Annotated in this window: 22 protein-coding genes; 10 read left to right on the top strand and 12 right to left on the bottom strand. The window is 63.8% G+C overall.

Annotated features, from left to right (window positions below; genetic code table 11):
- Nucleotides 1-147 precede the first annotated feature (147 nt).
- The gene (locus tag HNQ95_RS30375; protein ID WP_182575997.1) at nucleotides 148-831 is read right to left on the bottom strand and encodes a helix-turn-helix domain-containing protein; all 684 of its coding nucleotides are present in this window, start codon (nucleotides 829-831) and stop codon (nucleotides 148-150) included.
- A gap of 330 nt (nucleotides 832-1,161) precedes the next feature.
- On the opposite strand from HNQ95_RS30375, the gene HNQ95_RS30370 reads away from it, so the two are divergent.
- Nucleotides 1,162-1,761: a hypothetical protein gene (locus HNQ95_RS30370; protein WP_182575982.1), complete on the top strand. Its 600-nt coding sequence runs from the start codon at nucleotides 1,162-1,164 to the stop codon at nucleotides 1,759-1,761.
- A gap of 36 nt (nucleotides 1,762-1,797) precedes the next feature.
- On the opposite strand, the gene HNQ95_RS30365 is transcribed toward HNQ95_RS30370, so the two are convergent.
- The 7 genes from HNQ95_RS30365 to HNQ95_RS30335 form a co-directional block, all read right to left on the bottom strand.
- A complete protein-coding gene (locus HNQ95_RS30365; RefSeq protein ID WP_182575983.1) occupies nucleotides 1,798-2,718 on the bottom strand; it encodes a sugar kinase in 921 nt (306 codons plus the stop codon).
- A gap of 33 nt (nucleotides 2,719-2,751) precedes the next feature.
- The gene (locus HNQ95_RS30360; protein ID WP_182575984.1) at nucleotides 2,752-3,573 is read right to left on the bottom strand and encodes an IclR family transcriptional regulator; all 822 of its coding nucleotides are present in this window, start codon (nucleotides 3,571-3,573) and stop codon (nucleotides 2,752-2,754) included.
- A 42-nt stretch (nucleotides 3,574-3,615) separates the two neighbouring features.
- Nucleotides 3,616-3,999 carry a RidA family protein gene (locus tag HNQ95_RS30355; protein WP_067965357.1) on the bottom strand — a complete coding sequence of 128 codons (384 nt, stop codon included), beginning with the start codon at nucleotides 3,997-3,999 and terminating at the stop codon, nucleotides 3,616-3,618.
- A gap of 16 nt (nucleotides 4,000-4,015) precedes the next feature.
- Nucleotides 4,016-4,786 carry an amino acid ABC transporter ATP-binding protein gene (locus HNQ95_RS30350; RefSeq protein WP_067965359.1) on the bottom strand — a complete coding sequence of 257 codons (771 nt, stop codon included), beginning with the start codon at nucleotides 4,784-4,786 and terminating at the stop codon, nucleotides 4,016-4,018.
- A gap of 10 nt (nucleotides 4,787-4,796) precedes the next feature.
- Nucleotides 4,797-5,459, bottom strand: a complete 663-nt coding sequence (locus HNQ95_RS30345) for an amino acid ABC transporter permease (protein ID WP_067965361.1) — start codon at nucleotides 5,457-5,459, stop codon at nucleotides 4,797-4,799.
- 5 nt (nucleotides 5,460-5,464) lie between these two features.
- The gene (locus tag HNQ95_RS30340; RefSeq protein WP_182575985.1) at nucleotides 5,465-6,127 is read right to left on the bottom strand and encodes an amino acid ABC transporter permease; all 663 of its coding nucleotides are present in this window, start codon (nucleotides 6,125-6,127) and stop codon (nucleotides 5,465-5,467) included.
- Nucleotides 6,128-6,199: 72 nt separating this feature from the next.
- The gene (locus HNQ95_RS30335) at nucleotides 6,200-7,039 is read right to left on the bottom strand and encodes a transporter substrate-binding protein (protein WP_067965365.1); all 840 of its coding nucleotides are present in this window, start codon (nucleotides 7,037-7,039) and stop codon (nucleotides 6,200-6,202) included.
- A gap of 159 nt (nucleotides 7,040-7,198) precedes the next feature.
- On the opposite strand from HNQ95_RS30335, the gene HNQ95_RS30330 reads away from it, so the two are divergent.
- Nucleotides 7,199-8,257, top strand: coding sequence for a D-TA family PLP-dependent enzyme (locus HNQ95_RS30330; RefSeq protein WP_182575986.1), 1,059 nt, complete (start codon nucleotides 7,199-7,201; stop codon nucleotides 8,255-8,257).
- 72 nt (nucleotides 8,258-8,329) lie between these two features.
- Here the strand turns inward: HNQ95_RS30330 and HNQ95_RS30325 are convergent, their stop codons facing one another.
- Nucleotides 8,330-8,779, bottom strand: a complete 450-nt coding sequence (locus HNQ95_RS30325) for a universal stress protein (protein WP_067965367.1) — start codon at nucleotides 8,777-8,779, stop codon at nucleotides 8,330-8,332.
- A 221-nt stretch (nucleotides 8,780-9,000) separates the two neighbouring features.
- On the opposite strand from HNQ95_RS30325, the gene HNQ95_RS30320 reads away from it, so the two are divergent.
- The 5 genes from HNQ95_RS30320 to tsaA are packed head-to-tail and all read left to right on the top strand — an operon-like array spanning nucleotide 9,001 to nucleotide 12,589.
- Nucleotides 9,001-10,053 carry an iron ABC transporter substrate-binding protein gene (locus tag HNQ95_RS30320; protein ID WP_067967080.1) on the top strand — a complete coding sequence of 351 codons (1,053 nt, stop codon included), beginning with the start codon at nucleotides 9,001-9,003 and terminating at the stop codon, nucleotides 10,051-10,053.
- Nucleotides 10,054-10,075: 22 nt separating this feature from the next.
- On the top strand, nucleotides 10,076-11,107 hold the full coding sequence (locus HNQ95_RS30315) for a FecCD family ABC transporter permease (protein ID WP_154387144.1): 1,032 nt from the start codon (nucleotides 10,076-10,078) through the stop codon (nucleotides 11,105-11,107).
- Nucleotides 11,104-11,892 (top strand): ABC transporter ATP-binding protein, encoded by a 789-nt coding sequence (locus HNQ95_RS30310; RefSeq protein ID WP_154387145.1) that lies wholly within the window; start codon nucleotides 11,104-11,106, stop codon nucleotides 11,890-11,892. Before HNQ95_RS30315 ends, HNQ95_RS30310 begins: the two co-directional genes overlap by 4 nt.
- On the top strand, nucleotides 11,889-12,095 hold the full coding sequence (locus HNQ95_RS30305) for a TOBE domain-containing protein (RefSeq protein WP_154387146.1): 207 nt from the start codon (nucleotides 11,889-11,891) through the stop codon (nucleotides 12,093-12,095). The genes HNQ95_RS30310 and HNQ95_RS30305 overlap by 4 nt, the downstream gene beginning before the upstream one ends.
- Before the next feature lie 2 nt (nucleotides 12,096-12,097).
- Nucleotides 12,098-12,589: a tRNA (N6-threonylcarbamoyladenosine(37)-N6)-methyltransferase TrmO gene (tsaA, locus tag HNQ95_RS30300; RefSeq protein ID WP_182575987.1), complete on the top strand. Its 492-nt coding sequence runs from the start codon at nucleotides 12,098-12,100 to the stop codon at nucleotides 12,587-12,589.
- Here tsaA and HNQ95_RS30295 read toward each other — a convergent pair.
- Nucleotides 12,586-13,500 (bottom strand): ABC transporter substrate-binding protein, encoded by a 915-nt coding sequence (locus HNQ95_RS30295; RefSeq protein WP_154387148.1) that lies wholly within the window; start codon nucleotides 13,498-13,500, stop codon nucleotides 12,586-12,588. The genes tsaA and HNQ95_RS30295 overlap by 4 nt on opposite strands.
- A gap of 154 nt (nucleotides 13,501-13,654) precedes the next feature.
- Here HNQ95_RS30295 and HNQ95_RS30290 point away from each other — a divergent pair, with 154 nt between their 5' ends.
- The 3 genes from HNQ95_RS30290 to HNQ95_RS30280 are packed head-to-tail and all read left to right on the top strand — an operon-like array spanning nucleotide 13,655 to nucleotide 15,780.
- Nucleotides 13,655-14,458, top strand: coding sequence for a substrate-binding periplasmic protein (locus HNQ95_RS30290; RefSeq protein ID WP_182575988.1), 804 nt, complete (start codon nucleotides 13,655-13,657; stop codon nucleotides 14,456-14,458).
- Between the two features lie 27 nt (nucleotides 14,459-14,485).
- Complete coding sequence (locus tag HNQ95_RS30285; RefSeq protein ID WP_154387150.1) at nucleotides 14,486-15,130, top strand: ABC transporter permease subunit; 645 nt, start codon at nucleotides 14,486-14,488, stop codon at nucleotides 15,128-15,130.
- On the top strand, nucleotides 15,127-15,780 hold the full coding sequence (locus HNQ95_RS30280) for an amino acid ABC transporter permease (protein WP_154387151.1): 654 nt from the start codon (nucleotides 15,127-15,129) through the stop codon (nucleotides 15,778-15,780). Before HNQ95_RS30285 ends, HNQ95_RS30280 begins: the two co-directional genes overlap by 4 nt.
- Here HNQ95_RS30280 and HNQ95_RS30275 read toward each other — a convergent pair whose 3' ends face one another.
- Both HNQ95_RS30275 and HNQ95_RS30270 read right to left on the bottom strand, forming a co-directional pair.
- Entirely contained in the window at nucleotides 15,781-17,607 is a 1,827-nt protein-coding gene (locus tag HNQ95_RS30275; protein ID WP_154387152.1) for an alanine racemase, read from the bottom strand.
- A gap of 3 nt (nucleotides 17,608-17,610) precedes the next feature.
- Nucleotides 17,611-18,861, bottom strand: a complete 1,251-nt coding sequence (locus HNQ95_RS30270) for a D-amino acid dehydrogenase (RefSeq protein ID WP_154387153.1) — start codon at nucleotides 18,859-18,861, stop codon at nucleotides 17,611-17,613.
- Nucleotides 18,862-19,038: the final 177 nt, after the last annotated feature.

Raw genomic sequence — 19,038 nt, 5'->3', positions numbered from 1 at the left:
GATCTCAAGTGCGGTTTGTTCAGGGCCGGCTCGCTTCAACATCACCCACTGAATCACAAACCCCCAACTCTCGCCAGGGGTTTGTCAGCAGTCTGGAGGCGATGTCATCGCCTCCTTTTTCGTTTCCGTGACTGCTGCGAGCCGAGGTCAGTCGCCGCTCGACCCTTGCGGATAGGAAATGATCGAGAGATAGCGGATCGGCAATTGGGTCAGCTCTTCCGGACCGTGCGGGGCATCGGCGTCGAAGAACAGGCTGTCGCCCGGCGTCATGCGGTAGAGGTTGCTGCCGTGGCGATAAACGACCTCGCCCTCCAGCATGTAGAGGAACTCCATGCCCTCATGCTGGAACATCGGAAACACGTCCGAATCCCCGGCAAGCGTGATCAGATAAGGTTCGACCACGACACCGGCGGTGTTGGAGCCGATATGGCCGAGCAGGTTGTACTGGTGCCCGGCGCGGGTGCCGCGACGCTCGACGTCGACGCCCTCGCCGGACTTGACGAAGACGGCGCTGCGCTCCTCTTCGAAGCGGCGGAAGAAGGCGGTCAGCGGCACGCCCAGCGCCCGCGACAGCGCCTGCAGCGTGGTCAGCGACGGCGAGGTGATGCCGTTTTCGATCTTGGACAGCATGCCGAGCGAGATGTTGGTCATCGCCGCAAGGTCGGCCACGGTGATGCCGAGCTTCTTGCGGAAGGAGCGGACTTCGTGGCCGAGCGCCACCTCCAGCACCTTCTCTGGCGTGTCACGGATGGCATGAGGATCCTGGTGAAGCGGCGATGGCTGCGCCTTCGCCGCGATCGCGGCGGCAGCCTTCTTGCCGTCGGCAGTCATCACGGCTGACAAACGGTCTTCTTTCACGCCGCTATCCCTCGTTGCAAAAACTCACAAATTCACCAGTTCACCCATGGTAAAATTTCTTTACACAAGTTTCAAGGGCCGACGATCAAACTGCAGGCAATATGCATAACGAAAAGGCAGCTTGCCGCGGAAAACCATTCCGCCACAAAGCCTTGCCATCACCTCCAGGCACGCGCCATCGGACTGCGGCGGCCCACTGATTTGACTAGTGCCCTCCCCCATTCGATTGATTTACAGCGCTCCCGGAGAGCGCGAAACTCCCAGCCCCGTGCAATTGCACGATGCATCAGCGGAGGAACTGCCATGAGGTCTGCCGGTTTCGCCAGTGGCGCCATCGTCGCCCTGGCTCTGATATGGGCTGCGGCCGCGCCCATCAACGACGCCCGCGCCGCCGAACCCAGCAAAGCCGAACTCGACGCCGCGCGCCAGGCACTGGAAAAATACAAGGATCCCTACGTCGCCGTGCGCGACCTCTATCTGTCGACGGTGGGCTGCGTTCACTACACCGGCGAAAAGATCGAAGGGCGGATGGAGTATCCGAAGGGCGCGATGGGCGTACACTTCGTCAATCTGACGGTGAAGGGCCCGCCCGACCCCACCAAGCCGAACGTGCTGGTCTACGAACCGGGTGCCGACGGCAAGCTCACCCTCGTCGCGGTCGAGTGGCTGGTTCCAATGGACGCGGTCAAGGAACGGCCGACCGTGCTCGGCCAGCCGTTCCAGGGACCGATGGAAGGGCACGAACCCCTGATCCCCAAGGAATTCGCCCATTACGACCTGCACGCCTGGCTGTTCAAGGACAATCCGAACGGGATGTTCAGCCCGACCAACCCCGACGTGTCGTGCGACGGCCATCCGTTCAGCCTGCTGGAGGAGCCGACCAAGATGGTGCATCCGCAATAAGCGGAAGCGCCTTCAAGGATCGTCCATCCAGGCTGTTCATGCGGCCGGTATCCTCAGTTCGGGCCGGCCGACAAGCGCGCCGTGGTGGCCGATGACGGCGGCCGCCACATTGGCCGCGAAGGCTGCTGCCTTCAGGTGGTCGCCGGCCTGCAGATAGTTGGCGAGGAAAGCACCGTTAAAGCTGTCGCCGGCACCAGTCGTGTCGACAACTTGTTTCGTCCGGCTGGCCGGCACGAAGCTTCGCTCGCCGTCGAAATCCAGCGTGATGCCAGCGGCACCGTCCTTGACCACGAGTTTGTTCACGCCAAGCCCAACGTAGCGCGCGATCGTCGCATCGACCGTGGCGTCGCCGAAATGCGTCGCCTCGTCTTCGAAGCTCGGCATCACCATGCTGGAGACCGCGGCCCCATCGGATATTGCGCGCCGCATCCTGTCGGCATCGTCCCACAGGCGTGGGCGGATGTTGGGATCGAAGGCGACGAGCTTGCCGGCGATCTTGGCGTGGCCAATTTCGGCAAGCAGCGTTGCGAGCGCTTCGGGCGCCAGGATCGCCAACGTGATGCCGGAGAAGAAGATCGTCTCCGAGGCGCCGATGGCCGCACGCAATGCCGAAGCGTCATCGGCGAGCAGCCGCGCAGCAGAGGTCGAGCGCCAGTAGGAGAAGCTGCGCTCGCCATCCTTGAGATGGATCATGTAGAGGCCGGGCGTACGCTCCGGCAGGCGACGGATGAAGCCGGTGCCGACACCGGTACCCTCGATGAAATTGAGCATCTCGTCGGAAATCGTGTCCGTGCCGACGGCGCTGAAATAGTCGACCGGCCATGCCTCGGGCAACAAGCTCCTGAGGTAATAGGCGGTGTTAAAGGTGTCGCCGGCAAAGCCCTTGCGCATCAGGCCGTCCCCGGCCTGGCGAAGTTCGACCATGCATTCGCCGATCAGGAGTGCGCGTCCGGCCATGAAGGGTATCCAGAATTGTGTGTGTTGCGCCGCTCAGCGCCGCCCGGCAGCGCGGGCTGCGCCCGGCGCGTGCTCGTCGGCAACATGGCCGAGGCGGTTCGACAGGTCGGCCGCGGCATCGAGCAGCGTCTTGAGATAGCTGGCGTGGTTCTTGAGCCCGTCCTCGCGCGGCGCGACGAGGCAGAGCGTGGCGATGCAGATGTTGTCGGCCTGGTAGACCGGCACGGCGAAGCAGTGGGTGAAGTTCTCCACCGCGCTGTTGAAGGTGTAGTAGCCCACTCTTGCTGCCTCGCGCACCTCGGCGATGAACTGCACTGGGTCGAGCCACTGGCCGTTGGGCAGCTGGAAATCCTCCTTCGGAATGAAGTCGAGGATCTCCTCGTCGCTCATATGGGCGACCAGCAGCCGACCCGACGCCGTCCAGGCGATGGAGACGGGATCACCGACGTTCGACGAGATGCGGAACGGGCGCAGCCCTTCTTTCATCTGGGCGACGGTGTATTTGTTGCCTTCGAGCAGACACATCTGCGCCGTCTCGCGCGTCTCCTCGGCGATGTGCGTCAACAGCTTGTCGCATTCGCGCATCAGGTCGAACTGCTCGGCATAGGCCATGCCGAGGAAATAGAGCTTGCGGCCGAGGAAGACCCGGCCGTCCTCGCCGCGATACTCGAGCACGCCCTGGCGCATCAGCAGATTGACCAGCTCATAGACGGACGAACGCGGCGCGCCGATGCCCGAGGCGATCTCGTTGGGACGCAGCGGCGTGCGCTTGAGACGCAGATAGTTCATGATCTCGAAGGCGCGGTCGAGACCGCGCGCCCGCCTGTTGGTCATGTCGTCGGATACGTCGTCCATATGCCGCCTCATCCGGCAGATCGCCGGCAAAATGTCATGTCATCACGGCGCCTTGTAGGCGACGCAGTCGATTTCGACTTTGCAATCGACCATCATACTCGACTGTACGCAAGCACGCGCCGGCGGATGGTCACCGAAATACTCGGCATAGACGCCGTTGAACGACCAGAAGTCGCGGGGGTCGTCGAGCCATACGCCGACACGCACGATGTGCTCCAGCCCATAACCGGCTTCTTCCAGGATGGCGATGACGTTTTCCATCGTCTTGCGCGTCTCGGCGATGATGCCGCCGCCAACGATCTCACCATTCTCCATGGCGACCTGGCCGGAAACGTAGAGCCAGCCATTGGCCTCGACGGCGCGCGCGAAGGGCAGTGCCTGCTTGCCCGCCCCGGTCTGGCCGGTGCCATAGCGCTTGATCGTCATGTCTATTCTCCGAATGCTAGTTGAAGGTTGAGGTCTTGAGGAACTCGGCCAGCCGCTCGGTCTGCGGCTTCAAGAACATCTCGCGCGGGTTGCCTTCCTCGCCGATGCGGCCCTGGTTCATGAAGATCACGCGCGACGACACCTCATAGGCAAAGCGCATCTCGTGGGTGACGAGCAGCATGCTCATGCCGTCGCGGGCGAGATCCTTGATGACCTGCAGCACCTCGTTGACCAGCTCGGGGTCGAGCGCCGAGGTGACCTCGTCGAACAGCATCAGCTTGGGGTTCATGGCAATGGCGCGTGCGATCGCGACGCGCTGCTGCTGGCCGCCGGAGAGCTGGCCGGGAAAACGGTCGCGGCGCTCGGCGAGGCCGACACGGTCGAGCCACTTTTCGGCGACGCTGCGCGCCTCGTCGCGGGACATCTTCTTGACCTTGACCAGGCCGAGCATGACGTTTTCGGCCGCAGACATATGCGGGAACAGGTTGAACTGCTGGAAGGCCATTCCGGTCATCGCACGCTGGCGGGCGATTTCCTTTTCCTTCTTGCGGCGGCGCGTGCCGCCTGCGGTCTCGTAGCCGATTTCTTCGCCGTCGATGCGGATCGAGCCGCCCTGGAATTCCTCCAGCATGTTGATGCAGCGGAGCATCGTTGTCTTGCCCGAGCCGGACGAGCCGATGATGGAGATGACGTCGCCCTGGGCCATGGTGCAGTCGACGCCCTTGAGGACTTCGACATCGCCGTAGCGCTTGTGCAGGTCGCGGATTTCGAGAAGGTTGCCGGTCATGGTTGCGGCCTCACGAGGGGATCGAGGTTTTGCGTTCAACGTAGCGGCCGAAACGCTCGATGCCGTAGTTGACGACGAAATAGAGGAAGCCTGCGAAGAAATAGAACTCGAGGCTCATGAAGGTGCGCGAGATCAGCTCCTGGGTCCTGAGCAGAAGCTCGGCCACGCCGATGATCGACAGAAGCGTCGAGGCCTTGACCATCTCGGCGGCCGTATTGACCCAGGCGGGCAACACCTGGCGCAGCGCCTGCGGACCAAGCACATAGGCAAATGTCTGGGGGAAGGTCAGGCCGATCGCCTTGGCAGCCTCTGTCTGGCCCTTGGGGATCGACTGCAGCGCGCCACGCACGATCTCGCCGACATGCGACGAGCAGAACACGGCAAGCGCCAGCACGCCGGCCTGGAACGGGCCGAGGTCGATGCCGACAGTGCCGAGCACGTAGTAGCTCGCGAGCACCAGCACCAGAACCGGCGTGCCGCGGATGAAGTCGGTGTAGCCGCGCACGAGCCAGCGCAACGGCTTGTTGCCATAGGTCAGCGCCAGGCCGACGCCGATGCCCAATATGGTGCCGACAAGGATCGCCAGAACCGAGATCGAGACGGTGACGCCGATGCCCTTGAGGATCGGGATGCGGGCGAGCCAGAGAGTTTCGAAGAATGTCACTGTTTCCATGGCACTCACCGGGGAATGGACATGCGCCGCTCGAGCCTGCGCAGCAGGGCTGCGAGCACCGAGCAGGTGGCGACATAGAGGCAGCTGGCGACGATCCAGGTCTCGATGACACGGAAGGTTTCGACATTGATCTTGCGCGCCTCGAAGGTCAGCTCCGGCACCGCGATGGCGGCGGCCAGCGAGGTGTCCTTGAACAGCGAGATCAGCGTGCTCGACAGCGACGGCAGCACGTTGCGCAGCATCAGCGGCATCACGATCGAGTTGCGGATCTGCGCCTGGGTCAAGCCGATGGCGAGACCGGCCTCCTTGAGCCCGTTGGGCACGGCGAGCAGGCCACCGCGAAACACTTCGGCGAGATAGGCGCCGGAATAGAGCGCCAACGTGGCGACGAAGCTCTCGATCTTGCCGAGCCGGATGCCGAGCTGCGGCAGCGCGAAGAAGGTGAACAGCACCAGCACCAGGATCGGCGTGTTGCGGATGATGGTGACATATATGCGCGCGGGGTGGCGCAACGCGCCTTGCTTCGACAACAGGCCGAAGGCGGTGATCAGCCCGAGCACGCAGCCGATGGCGATCGCCACGAAGGCGAGCGTCAGGCTGAGCCCGAGACCCCAGAGCAGCTGGTCGAAACTGCGCCAGACCGCCGAGAAATTGAGTGTGTAACCCATGGTGCCGTCAGGTTCCGGTCAGAAGAGATGGCGCGGCCGCATGTGCCAGGAGCCGCGCCACTGTTGGCGAGCTTACTTGTACTCGACCGGGAAGCCGATCTGCGGCGGAGCGAGCTCCTTGCCGAACCAGGTCTTGTAGGAGTTGGCGTAGAAGTCGAACTCGACGCCGGTCATCGCCTCATGCAGCGCGGTGTTGACGAAGTTCAGCCAGTCCTGGTCGCCGCGCTTGACGCCGCAGGCATAGGTCTGCGGATTCCAGCCATAGCCGGCATCCTTGTAGCGGTCCGGGTTCTGCTTCATGTACCAGGCCAGCGAAGACTGGTCGGTGGCAACTGCATCGGCGCGGCCCGATTCCAGTGCCTGGTAGATCAGGTCGACCGACTCATACTGGTCGACCTTGGCCTCCGGCAGCGCGGCATGCACCATCGCCTCGGCATAGACGTTCTGCAGCACCGAGATGGTGACGCCCGAGCCGGCGCCCTTGAGCGCGGCATAGTCGGCATATTTGCTGTCGCCCTTCAGCATCAGGCCGACGCCTTCGCGGTAGTAGGGAATTGTGAAGGCGATCTGCTGGGCGCGCTCGCCCGTTACCGTCATGAACTGGCAGGTCAGGTCGACCTTGTCGGTGGTGATGTTGGGGATGCGGGCATCCGACGACTGGTTGACGTATTCGATCTTGTCCGGGTCGCCGAACAGCGCCTTGGCGACGATGCGACCCATGTCGACGTCGAAGCCCTGCAGCTTGTCGTCGGCACTCTTGAAGTGCCAGGGCGCATTGGTGCTGCCGGTGCCCAAGACCAGGTGGCCACGCGCCAGAACCTCATCAAGCTTGCTCTGCTTTTCCTGTGCGCCGGCAGGCATTGCCGCCATCAGCGCGAGCGCGGCGACGGCCGCGGAAAGTGCGATCTTCATCTCGCCGTTCCTCCCAAAGAGTTCTCTAATCTAATGTCCGTTATTTCGGACACATGTCCTTAATATCGGATTGACGTATAAAGCGCCGCGCGGCATTGTTTGTCAAGCGCGGCACAGGCAAGGTCCGCGCGCGCCCATTCGATTTGGAAGGCAAAAGCCATGTTCGACAGGATCCAGACCCCCGCCGTGTTGGTGGACATCGATGTGGCGAAGCGGAACATCGAACGCTTCCAGACCTACGCCGACAGCCATGGCCTTAAGGTTCGTCCGCATATCAAGACACACAAGCTGCCTGCCATCGCCGAAATGCAGCTCGACGCGGGCGCCGTCGGCATCACCTGCCAGAAGGTGTCGGAAGCAGAAGCCATGGTCGCCGGCAGCCGCCGATTGAATGACGTGCTGATCACCTACAACATCCTCGGCGACGACAAGCTGCACGCGCTCGTGGCGCTCGCCGGCAAGGTCAAGCTTGCTGTTGTCGCCGACAATATGACCGTGATCGACGGGCTTTCAGCCGCCTTTGCGGCGGCCGGCGCTACGCTCAATGTCTTCGTCGAGTGCAACACAGGTGCCGACCGCTGCGGCGTCGGCACAACTGAGGAGGCAGCCGCGTTGGCCGTCCGCATCCATGCGGCTCCCGGCCTGCGGTTCGCCGGGCTGATGACCTATCCGCCGGTGGGCGGTGCTGCCAAGGTGCAGGCCTTCATGACCGAGGCCAAGGCACTGATCGAAGCCAGGGGCATTGCCGTTCCCGCCATAAGCTCGGGGGGCACGCCCGACATGATGAAGGCGCATCTGGCGCCGATCGCCACGGAATTCCGCCCCGGCACCTATGTCTACAACGACCGTTCGCTCGTCGCCCGCGACGTCGCCAGCTGGGACGACTGCGCACTCACCGTGCTCGCCACCGTCGTCTCGGTGCCCGCCTCCAACCGCGCCATCATCGACGCCGGCTCGAAGACGCTGACCTCGGACCTGCTCGGCCTCGTGGGCCACGGCCATGTGCTCGGGCGCCCCGACATCTCGATCGACCAACTTTCCGAGGAGCACGGCCACCTGCGTTGCCAGAGCGATATCAATCTCACCGTCGGCCAGCGCATCCGCATCGTGCCCAACCACGCCTGCGTCGTCACCAACATGGTCGACGGCGTCTATGTCTACGGCAAGGACAAGGCACCGGAGCTATGGCCGGTACCGGCACGCGGCAAGATCGTCTGAGCCGCGCCATCCAATAGTGAAAGGCCTCCCCGACACCGGTCAGGGAGGCCTTTGTCGTTTCTGTCGAGATGTCTAGCGGACGACCAGCACCGGCACCTTGCTGTTGGTCAAAACGTCGACGGTCTGGCTGCCGAGGATAAGCCGCCCCAGGCCGCGGCGGCCATGCGAGGCCATGACGATCAGGTCGCAGCCCTTTTCCTGGGCGAGCTGATTGATCGCCTCCGCCGCCCACATCTCTTCGACATGCACCGTATCGGCATTGACGCCAAGCTTGTCGGCCTGGGCCTTGGCGGCGGTCAGCACCTTGGCGCCATATTCCTCGCCCGATTTCTGGTAGGAGACGATGTCTTCGGCCGTCGCGACCGGACCATACATGCCGGCAGAGGCGAAGATCGGCGCCGGCTCGGTCACGTTCATGACCGTCACCTTGGCACCGATGCCCTTGGCCAGGCCCAAGCCATGGTCGAGCCCCTTCTGCGCCAGCTCCGATCCGTCAGTGGCAATGAGGACGTGGGTGTACATGGATTTCTCTCCTTGGCTCGCCGAACCCGTTGGGTTGCGACGCTAACTTTTACGCCCAGCCTTTCCGACCGTCGCCCATGGGTCAAGGCGAAGGCCTTGAAATCGGCTGGCACAGCCGCACAAATCCCTTGACCGTTATATTCAGTCAAACATAACAATGCGCCGCTCGTTATATTGGCATGTATATATCCAAACCCATTGTTCAACCCGAGATCGACAGCATGAGACGCCGCAACCTCTTGATTTCATTCCTGGCTGCCGCCACCGCCCTGGTCGCTTCAGCCTCGCTCGCTGCCGCCGAGCAGCGCGTCTTCACCGACGCCGCCGGTCGCAAGGTGGCGTTGCCCGAGAAGATCACCCGCGTCATGGCCGCCGGTCCGCCCGCCTCGGTGCTGCTCTACTCGGTCGCGCCCGACCGCATGGTCGGCTGGGTGCGTGAATTCACGGACGACGAAAAGGACTTCATCGCAGCGCCTTATCGTGACCTGCCCGTCCACGGCCGCCTGACCGGCAAGGGCGACACCGCCAACATGGAAGCCGTGCTGGCGATGAAACCCGACATCATCCTCGATGTCGGTACCGTCAACCCGACCTATGCCTCGCTCGCCGACAAGGTACAGGAGCAGACCGGCATCCCTTACGTGCTGGTCGACGGCAGCTTCGCCAACGCGCCGAAGTCGCTGCGCGAGATCGGCGAACTCCTGGGTGAGAAGGAACAGGCGGAGAAACTCGCTGCCTACACCGAGGCTGCGATGCAGCGGCTCGACAAGGTCGTCGCCGAGGTGCCGGCCGACCAGCGCCCGCGCGTCTATTACGGCCGCGGTCCCGACGGACTGGAGACCGGCCTCGCCGGCTCGATCAACATGGAAGTGCTGTCCGCCGTCGGTGCGACCAATGTCGCCGAAGCCGCAGGTAAGGGCTCGCTCGCAAATGTCTCGCTCGAACAGATCCTGTCGTGGAACCCCGACGTCATCCTGACGCTCAGCCCGATGTTTCGGAAGTCGGTGCTGTCGGACCCGTCATGGGCAGGCATCAAGGCGGTGAAAGACGGCCGCGTGTTCCGTGCGCCGGCCCTGCCCTTCGGCTGGTTCGACGCGCCTCCCGGCGTCAATCGCGCCATCGGCATATCGTGGCTCACCTCCGCACTCTATCCCGGCAAGGCCGAGATCGATCTGAAGGCCGAGACCCGCGACTTCTACAAGCTGTTCTATCATGTCGATCTCACCACCGAGCAACTCGGCAAGCTGCTTGCCGACACCGGCCGGAAGCCCTGAGCTTCGAGCGGAAGCCAAGCACTTGCAGCAGCAGCCAAAAGCCCAGCACGCCGGGCCGATCGCCATCGGCGCGCTGGCGGGTCTGCTCGTCGCCGTCATCCTCGTAGCGATCCTGACCGGCAAATATCCGGTGATGCCAGGCGACATCTTCGCGGTGGTTGTGGCCAAGCTGTCGGGCGGCGAAAGCGGCGTTGCGCCGACGATCGAGACCGTGATCTGGAACGTGCGCCTGCCGCGCGTCTGCGCCGGCATCCTCGTCGGCGCTTCGCTGGCGGCGGCGGGCGCGGTCTATCAGGGCCTGTTCCGCAACCCGCTGGTTTCACCCGACATCCTCGGCGTCTCCGCCGGCGCCAGCTTCGGCGCGGTCGTGGGCATCTTCCTGTCGCTGTCAGTACTCGCCATCCAGGGCCTCGCCTTCGCCGGCGGGCTGGCAGCTGTGGCAATCGTCTATGCCATCGGCTCGATCGTGCGCGAGCGCGACCCGATCCTCGTGCTGGTGCTCGCCGGCGTCGCCATCGGCGCGCTGCTGGGCGCCTGCGTGTCGCTGCTCAAGGTGCTCGCCGATCCCTACAACCAGCTGCCCGCCATCACCTTCTGGCTGCTCGGCAGTCTCGCCAGCATCAACCGCGCCGACCTTGGCTCCATCCTGCCCGCCGTCCTTGTCGCGCTGCTACCGATGGTGCTGCTGCGCTGGCGCATGAACCTGATGACGCTCGACGACGAGGAGGCGCGCGCGCTTGGTGTCGAGACACGCTGGATTCGAATCGTCATCGTCGCCGCCGCCACGCTGATGACCGCCGCCGCCGTCTCGACTTCAGGCATCATCGGCTGGATCGGCCTTTTGGTGCCGCATGTCGCGCGCATGTTCGTCGGGCCCGATTTCTCGCGCCTGCTGCCGACCTCGATGCTGATCGGCGCCGCCTACATGGTCGGCGTCGACACGCTTGCCCGCAGCATCGCCGCGATCGAGGTCCCGCTGGGCATCCTCGCCGCCGCCATCGGCGCGCCATTCTTCCTCTATCTGCTTCTGACGACCCGGCGAGGCTGGCAATGATGCTTCAGGCAACCGATCTCGCATTCGGCTATGGCCGCGTCAAAATCGGCCAAGGGGTCACGCTGTCGGTCGACCGCGGGGAAGTGTTGTGCCTGCTCGGTCCCAATGGCTGCGGCAAGACCACTTTGTTCAAGACCCTGCTCGGCCTATTGCCGCGCCAGGGCGGACATCTGGAATTGAACGGCAAGGACATTTCGACCTTCTCGCGCGCACAGTTCGCCCGCCACATCGCCTATGTGCCGCAGGCCACCGGCGCCTATTTCCCATTCTCGGTGTTTGACGTCGTCTTGATGGGCCGCGCCAGCCGCATCGACACCTTCGCCTCACCGACCAGGGCCGACCGGGCGATCACGCAGGAAGCGCTGGCAGCCCTCGGCATCGGCCATCTCGCCACCCGCCCCTTCACCGACATCTCGGGCGGCGAAAAGCAGATGACGCTGATTGCCCGCGCACTCGCCCAGGAGCCCGAACTGATCGTGATGGACGAGCCGACGGCCAGCCTCGACTTCGGCAATCAGGCCCGCGTCTTGAGTCGCATTTCGAGCTTCGCCGGCTCAGGCATGGCGGTGGTCATTTCCACCCACGATCCCAGCCATGCCTTTGCCTGCGCCAGCCGTGTCGCGCTGATGCAGTCGGGGGCACTGGTCGCCATCGGCAAGCCTGCCGACGTGCTGACACCGCAATTGCTGCGAGCTCTCTATGGCGTCGGCGTTGCAGTGGCCTATCTCGAACAAGCCGGACGCCATGTCTGCACGCCAACCCTCAACGAAAGGAACGCACCATGAAGATCAGCGCCCGCAACCAGATCAAGGGCAAGATCGTCGAAGTGATCAAAGGCACGACAACACCGCATGTCCGCATCGACATCGGCGGCGCCGTCGTCACCGCCTCGATCACCAATGAGGCGGTCGACGACCTGAAGCTCGCCGTCGGCAAGGACGCCTATGCAGTCATCAAGGCCTCCGACGTCATGGTCGCGGTCGACTGAGCGTGGTCCGCGAAAACGAAATCCGCGACGCTGAAAGTGCCGTCGCACTGCCCTCGGGTTACGATGCCGAGATCTATTTCATCGGCCGCATCCGAACACCCTGGGACTCGCGCCTTTTGACCCCGCGACAGGGCCGCGCCGATGGTCCTGTCTGCCATATCGAGATTTTCGAGCCATGGGTGGCGGCCCTCGAAGACGTCGCGCAATTCGCACGCCTGGAAGTGCTCTACTGGCTTCACCTCTCCCGGCGCGACCTGGTGCGCCAGAGTCCGGCCAATGACGGCGCCGCGCGCGGCACCTTCTCGCTGCGCTCGCCCGTTCGCCCCAATCCGATAGGCACCCAGATCGTCGAACTGGTCAGCATCGAGGGCAACATGCTTTCGGTGCGCGGCATGGATTGCCTCGACGGCACGCCGCTGATCGACATCAAGCCCGACCGGACGCTGTTCAGCCCCATCGCCCCGCCCCAGCCGGGAGACTTCCAGACCAGCTAATTCAGGCAGATCTCGGCCGCCATTCCGTCTGCACTGCGCTTGGCCTCGGCGCCGACGGAGTAGGTGGCGCATTCCAACGTGTTGGCCATCTTGGCGCCGCCGAGATCGAACTTCATCGCCCGCGCGCCATCCGGGAAGACCTGCCGTTCAAGGATCCAGGTCAGCTGTTGCAGGACGATATCGGGATCCATGCCGGGCGAACGCCTGATCACCGCATCGACGCCGAGCTGCGGATTGACGAGGCAATCATGCCAGGCCTGGCGCGTGATCGCCTGCAGCTTGCCGGCGAGACCCGGTTCCCGGTCCAGCACCGAATTCAACGCCACCAGCGCGCCCGAATAGATGTCGAGCCCGTTGTCGGCGAAATAGAGGAAGTCGAGGCCGCTGGCGTCGTGGCCACGCATCTGCATGGCAAATTTCAGTGTCGCATCGAAACAGGTCGCCGCCAGCACCGCGCGAGACGCCACCAGCCGGTCACGCTCTTCCGGCTGGACGCCGAGATAGGTGTAGCTGTCGGGCGCAAAGCCGTTGCGCTTGAGCAGCAGCGGTAGAAGCCGCGCCGAGGTGTCGCCGTTCGGTCCGCACAAAGTGCTGCCGGGAATATCGGCGAGGGTCAGCCGCTTGCCGTCGGAGACGTAGCCGAGACAGCAGGGCGTGTGCTCATAGATCGGCACGAGACAGGAGATCTCGGTTTCGCCTGTGCGCAGCGCCCGCTCGAAGACAGAGGATACATCGCCGTATCCGATATCGGCCTCATCGTTCACCAGCGTGCGCGTCACCAGCGACGAGCTGAAGCCTTCGACGAAGCTGCAGGACAGGCCATGGTCACCGAAATAGCCGGCGTCGGCTGCATGCAGAAACGGCGAATTCTGCCCTTGATACAGATAGTTGAGCTTGAAGCGCAGTTCCATTTCACAAAACCTCGAACTTTCGGAACGGCCGTTCTTGAGAAACAGATTCTCCAGAAACTATTGTATCCAAATTGGCCGCCGTCCTTGGTGGCTTTAGCAATTTGCGATATAATGCAAACATTCTGTTTTCAAGCAGCCCATCAAAGGAGTGATCATGAGAATTGCGCGGACAGCCCTGCTGGCCCTCATTGCGATTTTCGGCGTGAGCGCAGCAAGTGCACAGGACTACAAGGCCGCCCTGGTTGCACCTGATACCATCACCGTCGGCACGTCAGGCTCGGCCCCGCCCTTCAGCATGACCAATGCTGCGGGCGAGCTTGAAGGCTTCGACATCGACGTCGTCAATCTCGTCGCCAAGCAGCTCGGCCTGACCGCCAAGTTCGAGAAGCTCGACTTCGCCGGGCTGTTGCCGGGCCTCACCGCAGGCCGCTTCGACCTGATCGCCTCGGGCGTGACCCGCACACCGGAGCGCCTGGCTTCGAAGGACTTCTTCCTGCTGTCGCCCTACATCGTCAACGGTGCTGCCATCACCCGCCGCGAGGCTGACACCGACGTCGCCAACTGGAAGGATGTCTGCGGCAAGACAATGGGCGCGGTGCGCGGCGGCGCCTTCCAGAAGGTCGCCAAGGAGAAGCTTCCGGCCGATTGCGTCACCAAGAGCCGTGAGTATCCCGGCGCCACCGAGCTGTTCCTCGACCTCGAGAACCGCCGCATCGATTTTGCCGCCCACGACTTCCTCGGTCCGAAATACCTCGCCAAATCGGGCAAGCTGACCGGCACTGTTACCCTCGACGACCTGTTGTCGACCATCACCCAGAGCGTTGCCGTCAGCAACAAGAACAAGCCGCTGGCCGACGCCATCGACGCCCAGTTCGAGACCTGGCGCAAGGACGGCACCCTGCAGGGCCTGGCCGACAAGTGGTTCGGCGCCTCCATCGACTGGTCGAAGGCTCAGTAAGCAGGGCTGCCGCGAGGGGCGCGGGACATGGAAATCGCACTTGCCTGGCTGCCGCGGCTGTTGGTTGCGGCGGCCCTCACCATCGGGCTGTCGGCAGTGGTCTTCAGCCTGTCGGCAGTCTTCGGCCTGTTGTTGTCCCTCGTTCACTACGGCCGCGAAAAATCCTGGCTCCGGAACGGTATCGAGGCGTTCAGCGCCTTCTTCCGCTCGGTGCCGGAACTCGTGGTGCTGTTCCTGTTCTTCTTCGGCGGGCCGCAGGTCGGCATCGACTTCGGCCCGATCGGCTCGACGATCATCGCCTTCACGCTCGTCGGCATCGCCTTCGACTATCAGGTATTCAAGGGCGCGTTGAAGGCCGTGCCATTCGGCCAGTATGAGGCGGGCCTCGCGCTCGGCCTGCCCAAGCGGGTCGTGTTCCTTAGGGTGCTGATCCCGCAGATCCTGCCATTGGCACGCAAGGGCTGGATCACCTACGCCATCGGCACGGTCAAGCGCATGTCGATCGCCTCGGCGGTGTCGGTCAGCGAGATTCTCTACGTCACCAAGCAGGGCATCGCCGCCACCAACGCACCTTTTACCTTCCTGACGCTCGCCGTCGGCCTCTACATCCTCATCGTCACGCCGCTGCTCGTCTTCAACGAGCGCAAGCCCAAGCAAGCGGTGGCGCGATGAACATCCTGCTCGACCCGACCTACCAGCAGATGCTGTTCGACGGGCTGGCGATGACGCTGTTCATCTCGGTGGTCGTCATCGTTGTCTCCAACATCCTTGCACTGCCGCTGGCCATCTACATGCAGCGGCCCAAGGGCGCGTTTCACCGCGTCATCATCGGCTACAGTTTCTTTGCCCGCGCGGCTCCCGTTCTGGCATTGCTGTTTGCGCTCTATTATGGCCTGCCTCGCCTCGGCATCTATCTCGAGCCGGTGCCGTCGGCGTTGATCGGCCTGATCTTCGCCTCGACCGCCTACAATCTCGAATTCCTGCGCTCCGGCTTCGAGAGCATTCCCCCAGGCCAGCTCGACGCCGCCAAGGCGCTCGGCCTTAGGCCATTTGCGACCTATTGGAAGGTGATGATCCCGCAGGCCTACAGGCTGGCGGCACCGTCGCTGTTTTCCAATGCCATCCAGATGGTCAAGGGCAGCTCGCTCGCCAGCCTCGTCGCCATAGACGAGCTGACGGCGGCCTCGACCGTCATCATCTCCGAGACCTACAAGGCCATCGAGGTGTTGCTGGTGGTGTCGGTCTTTTATCTCGTCATCGCAGCGGCGATCATCGCCTTTCAGTACATCTACGAAACCAAGCAGAGCGCGCGCCGACGCTGATCAGAGGATCCTCTTGCCAAAGGCGGACATGACGAAGTTGACCGCTTCGGTGGCGACGCGCGGCTCCGTCTCCGCGGCCAATCCCGAAACGTCCATCGACAGCATGCCGCCGGACAGCGCTATCGCCTCCATCGCCTGGTGCGTCTCGCGCACGGTCATGCCGCCGGAGCCACTCGCCCAGCCGGGAATTTCGGTGGCCGTGGGGGAATAGCTGACGTGGAAACCGACGGTTCCCGATGAGGCGATGCGGATTGCCTCGCGCATCACCTCGCGCATGCCGGAGCCGTCGACCTCTGCCATGGTGAAGGCGGTGACGCGCGAATCCTTGAGGATGCGCACCTCCGCCGGATCGGCCTCGCGCAGCCCGACGAGCACGACATTTTCGGGCGACAGCTGCGGCTGCAGCGCGCCGGGCTTGTGGTCGAGGCCGAGCAGCCGCGCCAGCACCGAGCGCTCCGGCGCCTCGACACCCTCCTCGCCCTCCGGCATCAGCGCGGCAATGGAATCGATCCAGATCAGTCCCAGGGAATGTGTCGCCTCGGCGGCTGTTGCCAGCGCCTTCGACGCCACATGCCTGTCAGCACCGGCGTGCAACCTGATGAGGCCGGCCGGCGGATGCTCGGCATCGGCGATCTCGATGACGTCGAACTGCATCTGTTCGAGCCGCGTACCAACAGACTGTCTTGCCAGCAGTGGCCCGGCAGCACTGTCGGCCACGATCGAGACCATGCGGCGGCCGGTGACGTCGGTGATGTCGTGCATCGGCGCCTTCTCGACATATTCCGAAGTCATCGCCGTCAACAGCGCGCCATAGTTCATGTGGAAGCTGACGCGATCGCCGACGACCAGCGGCGGCTCGGCGTCGGTAATGTCGAGCACGAGATGGTCGCTCGACGCGCCCAGCACCCGCACGCCCCGATGGATCGGCACAAGGCCCTCAATCATCGTGTCCTCGCGGCCGATATTGGCGATGCCGCGCAGCCTGTCGCCCTCGTCGACGAACACCGGCTGGTTGCCGAAGGCGTCGTAGCCGGATTCACCGATCGGCAGCGACGGCTTGAGCTTGACCTCGATCAGGTCGCCGGTGAGCTTGAAGGCGTTGAACTCCAGCTCCCGCCACGGCTCTTCCCGGAAGGTCTCGTAGCCGCCCTGCAGGATCGCCTCGCCGATGCGCAGGTTGTTGATGCCGGCCGGCAGCTTGTTGTCCAGAAGCAGCGGCAGCGACGACGAATTGCCGCCCGACACCCAGTCGAGGCTGACGCCGGCAAGGCGCTCGACCTTGTAGGCATAGGCGACAAGCTGGCTGAGGTTCTCCTCCGTCGGCATGATGGCGCCAAAGCAGGTCAGGTTGGTGCCCAGGCCTGCAATGCGCACGCCGGGCAGTTCGAGCACGCGCTCGACGGTCGGCAGAAGGTCGTTTGGCCAGATGCCTTCGCGCAGGTCGCCGAGGTCGACCATCAGCATGATGTCGTGGACACGGCCGATGCGCTGGGCGATGCGCGAGATCTCGCGGATGATCTCCAGCTCCGACTGCAGGCTGATGTCGACAGTGCGCACCACCTCCTCGACGCGCGAAATCGGCGGGCTGCGCAACAGCATTACAGGGCAGCCGATGCCGCTTTCGCGCAACCGGCGGATGTTCTCGAAACGCGACTCGGCGAGCCCCGCCACACCGCCGCGCAGCATGGCGCGCGCCACCTGCGGCATGCCGCAGCTGCCCTTGGTGACACCGAACACCTTGATGCCGGATTGGCTCGCGCGCTCGACGACTGCCCGCGCGTTGCGCTCGATGCGACCGAGATCGATGGCGACTTGCGGTCCAGACATGACTCAGCCCCCGTAGACCAGCCCCTGTGGATCGATGTCGGGCTTGCGGCCGGCCACGAGGTCGGCAAGGAACTTGCCGGAGCCGCAGGCCATGGTCCAGCCGACATGGCCGTGGCCGGTGTCGAGATAAAGCCCCTTGTAGCGGGCCGGGCCGATGACTGGCACCGAGCCCGGCATCATTGGCCGGAGACCGGCCCAGACCTCGGCCTTGCGCGGATTGAAGGCGCCCGGGAAAAGCTCCTGGCCGGCCTTGAACAGGCGGGCGAAATCGCTCGGCTTGTAGCTGCGATCGAAGCCGGCGAACTCGGCGGTCGCAGCCAGCCGCAGGCGATCGCCAAGCCTGGAATAGGCGATCAGGTTGTCCTCATCGGCGCCGCCCATCGTCGGTCCCTTTTCGGGAGCATCGAGCGGCACTGTCGCGGTGTAGCCTTTGACCGGATAGACGGGCAGGTCGATGCCATGGCGGCGACCGAGCAATCCACTCTCAGGCCCCATGGCGATGACCACCGCATCCGCTGTGAGCACGCCGGCTTGCGTCTTCACCCCAGCGACGCGATCGCCCTCGACGACCAAGCCCTCGACAGTGGTGTCGAACTTGAACGTCACACCCAGCCGCTCCCTGGCATAAGCGGCGAGCTTTTCGACGAACATGCGGGAGTCGCCGGTCTGATCCACAGGCGAATAGACGCCGCCCGCAATACCGTCCTTGGCGGCCGCCAGGCCGGGCTCCAGCTCAACCATGCGATTGCGGTCGACGATCTCGATCGGCAGGCCGTGTTTTGCGAGGAAGCGGTAATTCTCGCTGCCTTCGTCGAGGCTCTTCTGCGAGCGGAAGAAATAGAGGATGCCCTTGCGCCGGTCGTCATAGCCGATGCCGGCTTCGTCGGAGATCTCGTTGATGCACTGGCGCGAATAGAGCGCGAGCCGGAGCTTGACCTCGCTGTTGGCGCGCAGCCGCGCCGTCGTGCACTGGCGCAGGAAGCGCAGGCTCCAGGCATAAAAATAGGGGTCGAGCCTGAGCCTGACCTTGATGCCGAGATCGGAGGTATAGAGCGAGCGGATGAAGGTCTTCAGCGCCGCCGGCGAGGCCCAGGCGGTGGCGTCGCCCGGCGAAACCAGGCCGGCATTGGAGTAGCTCGTGCCGCGTGCCGCCGCCGGATGGCGTTCGACGACGGTGACCTCATGGCCGTCGCGCGCCAGGTAATAGGCTGCTGCCGTTCCGACCACACCTGCGCCGAGAACCAGTATCTTCATGCTGCCACCCCATAGAGCGTCGTGCAGTGCCCCTGGCACGCGGAAAGGACGCTCCAACTGTTTCTTGCGCATCGGCGATGCCGAGGATTGGCCGATGCACCAGGCTCTGGCGGGAACCCTTCACCGTGCGGGGCCAGGCCCCTTTGCCACCCATAACGCCTGGCGCTGCAATTATCG

Origin of the sequence: Aminobacter ciceronei (assembly GCF_014138625.1) — a bacterium.
GTDB classification, from domain to species: domain Bacteria; phylum Pseudomonadota; class Alphaproteobacteria; order Rhizobiales; family Rhizobiaceae; genus Aminobacter; species Aminobacter ciceronei.
This window is presented reverse-complemented; position numbering and strand designations above follow the sequence as displayed.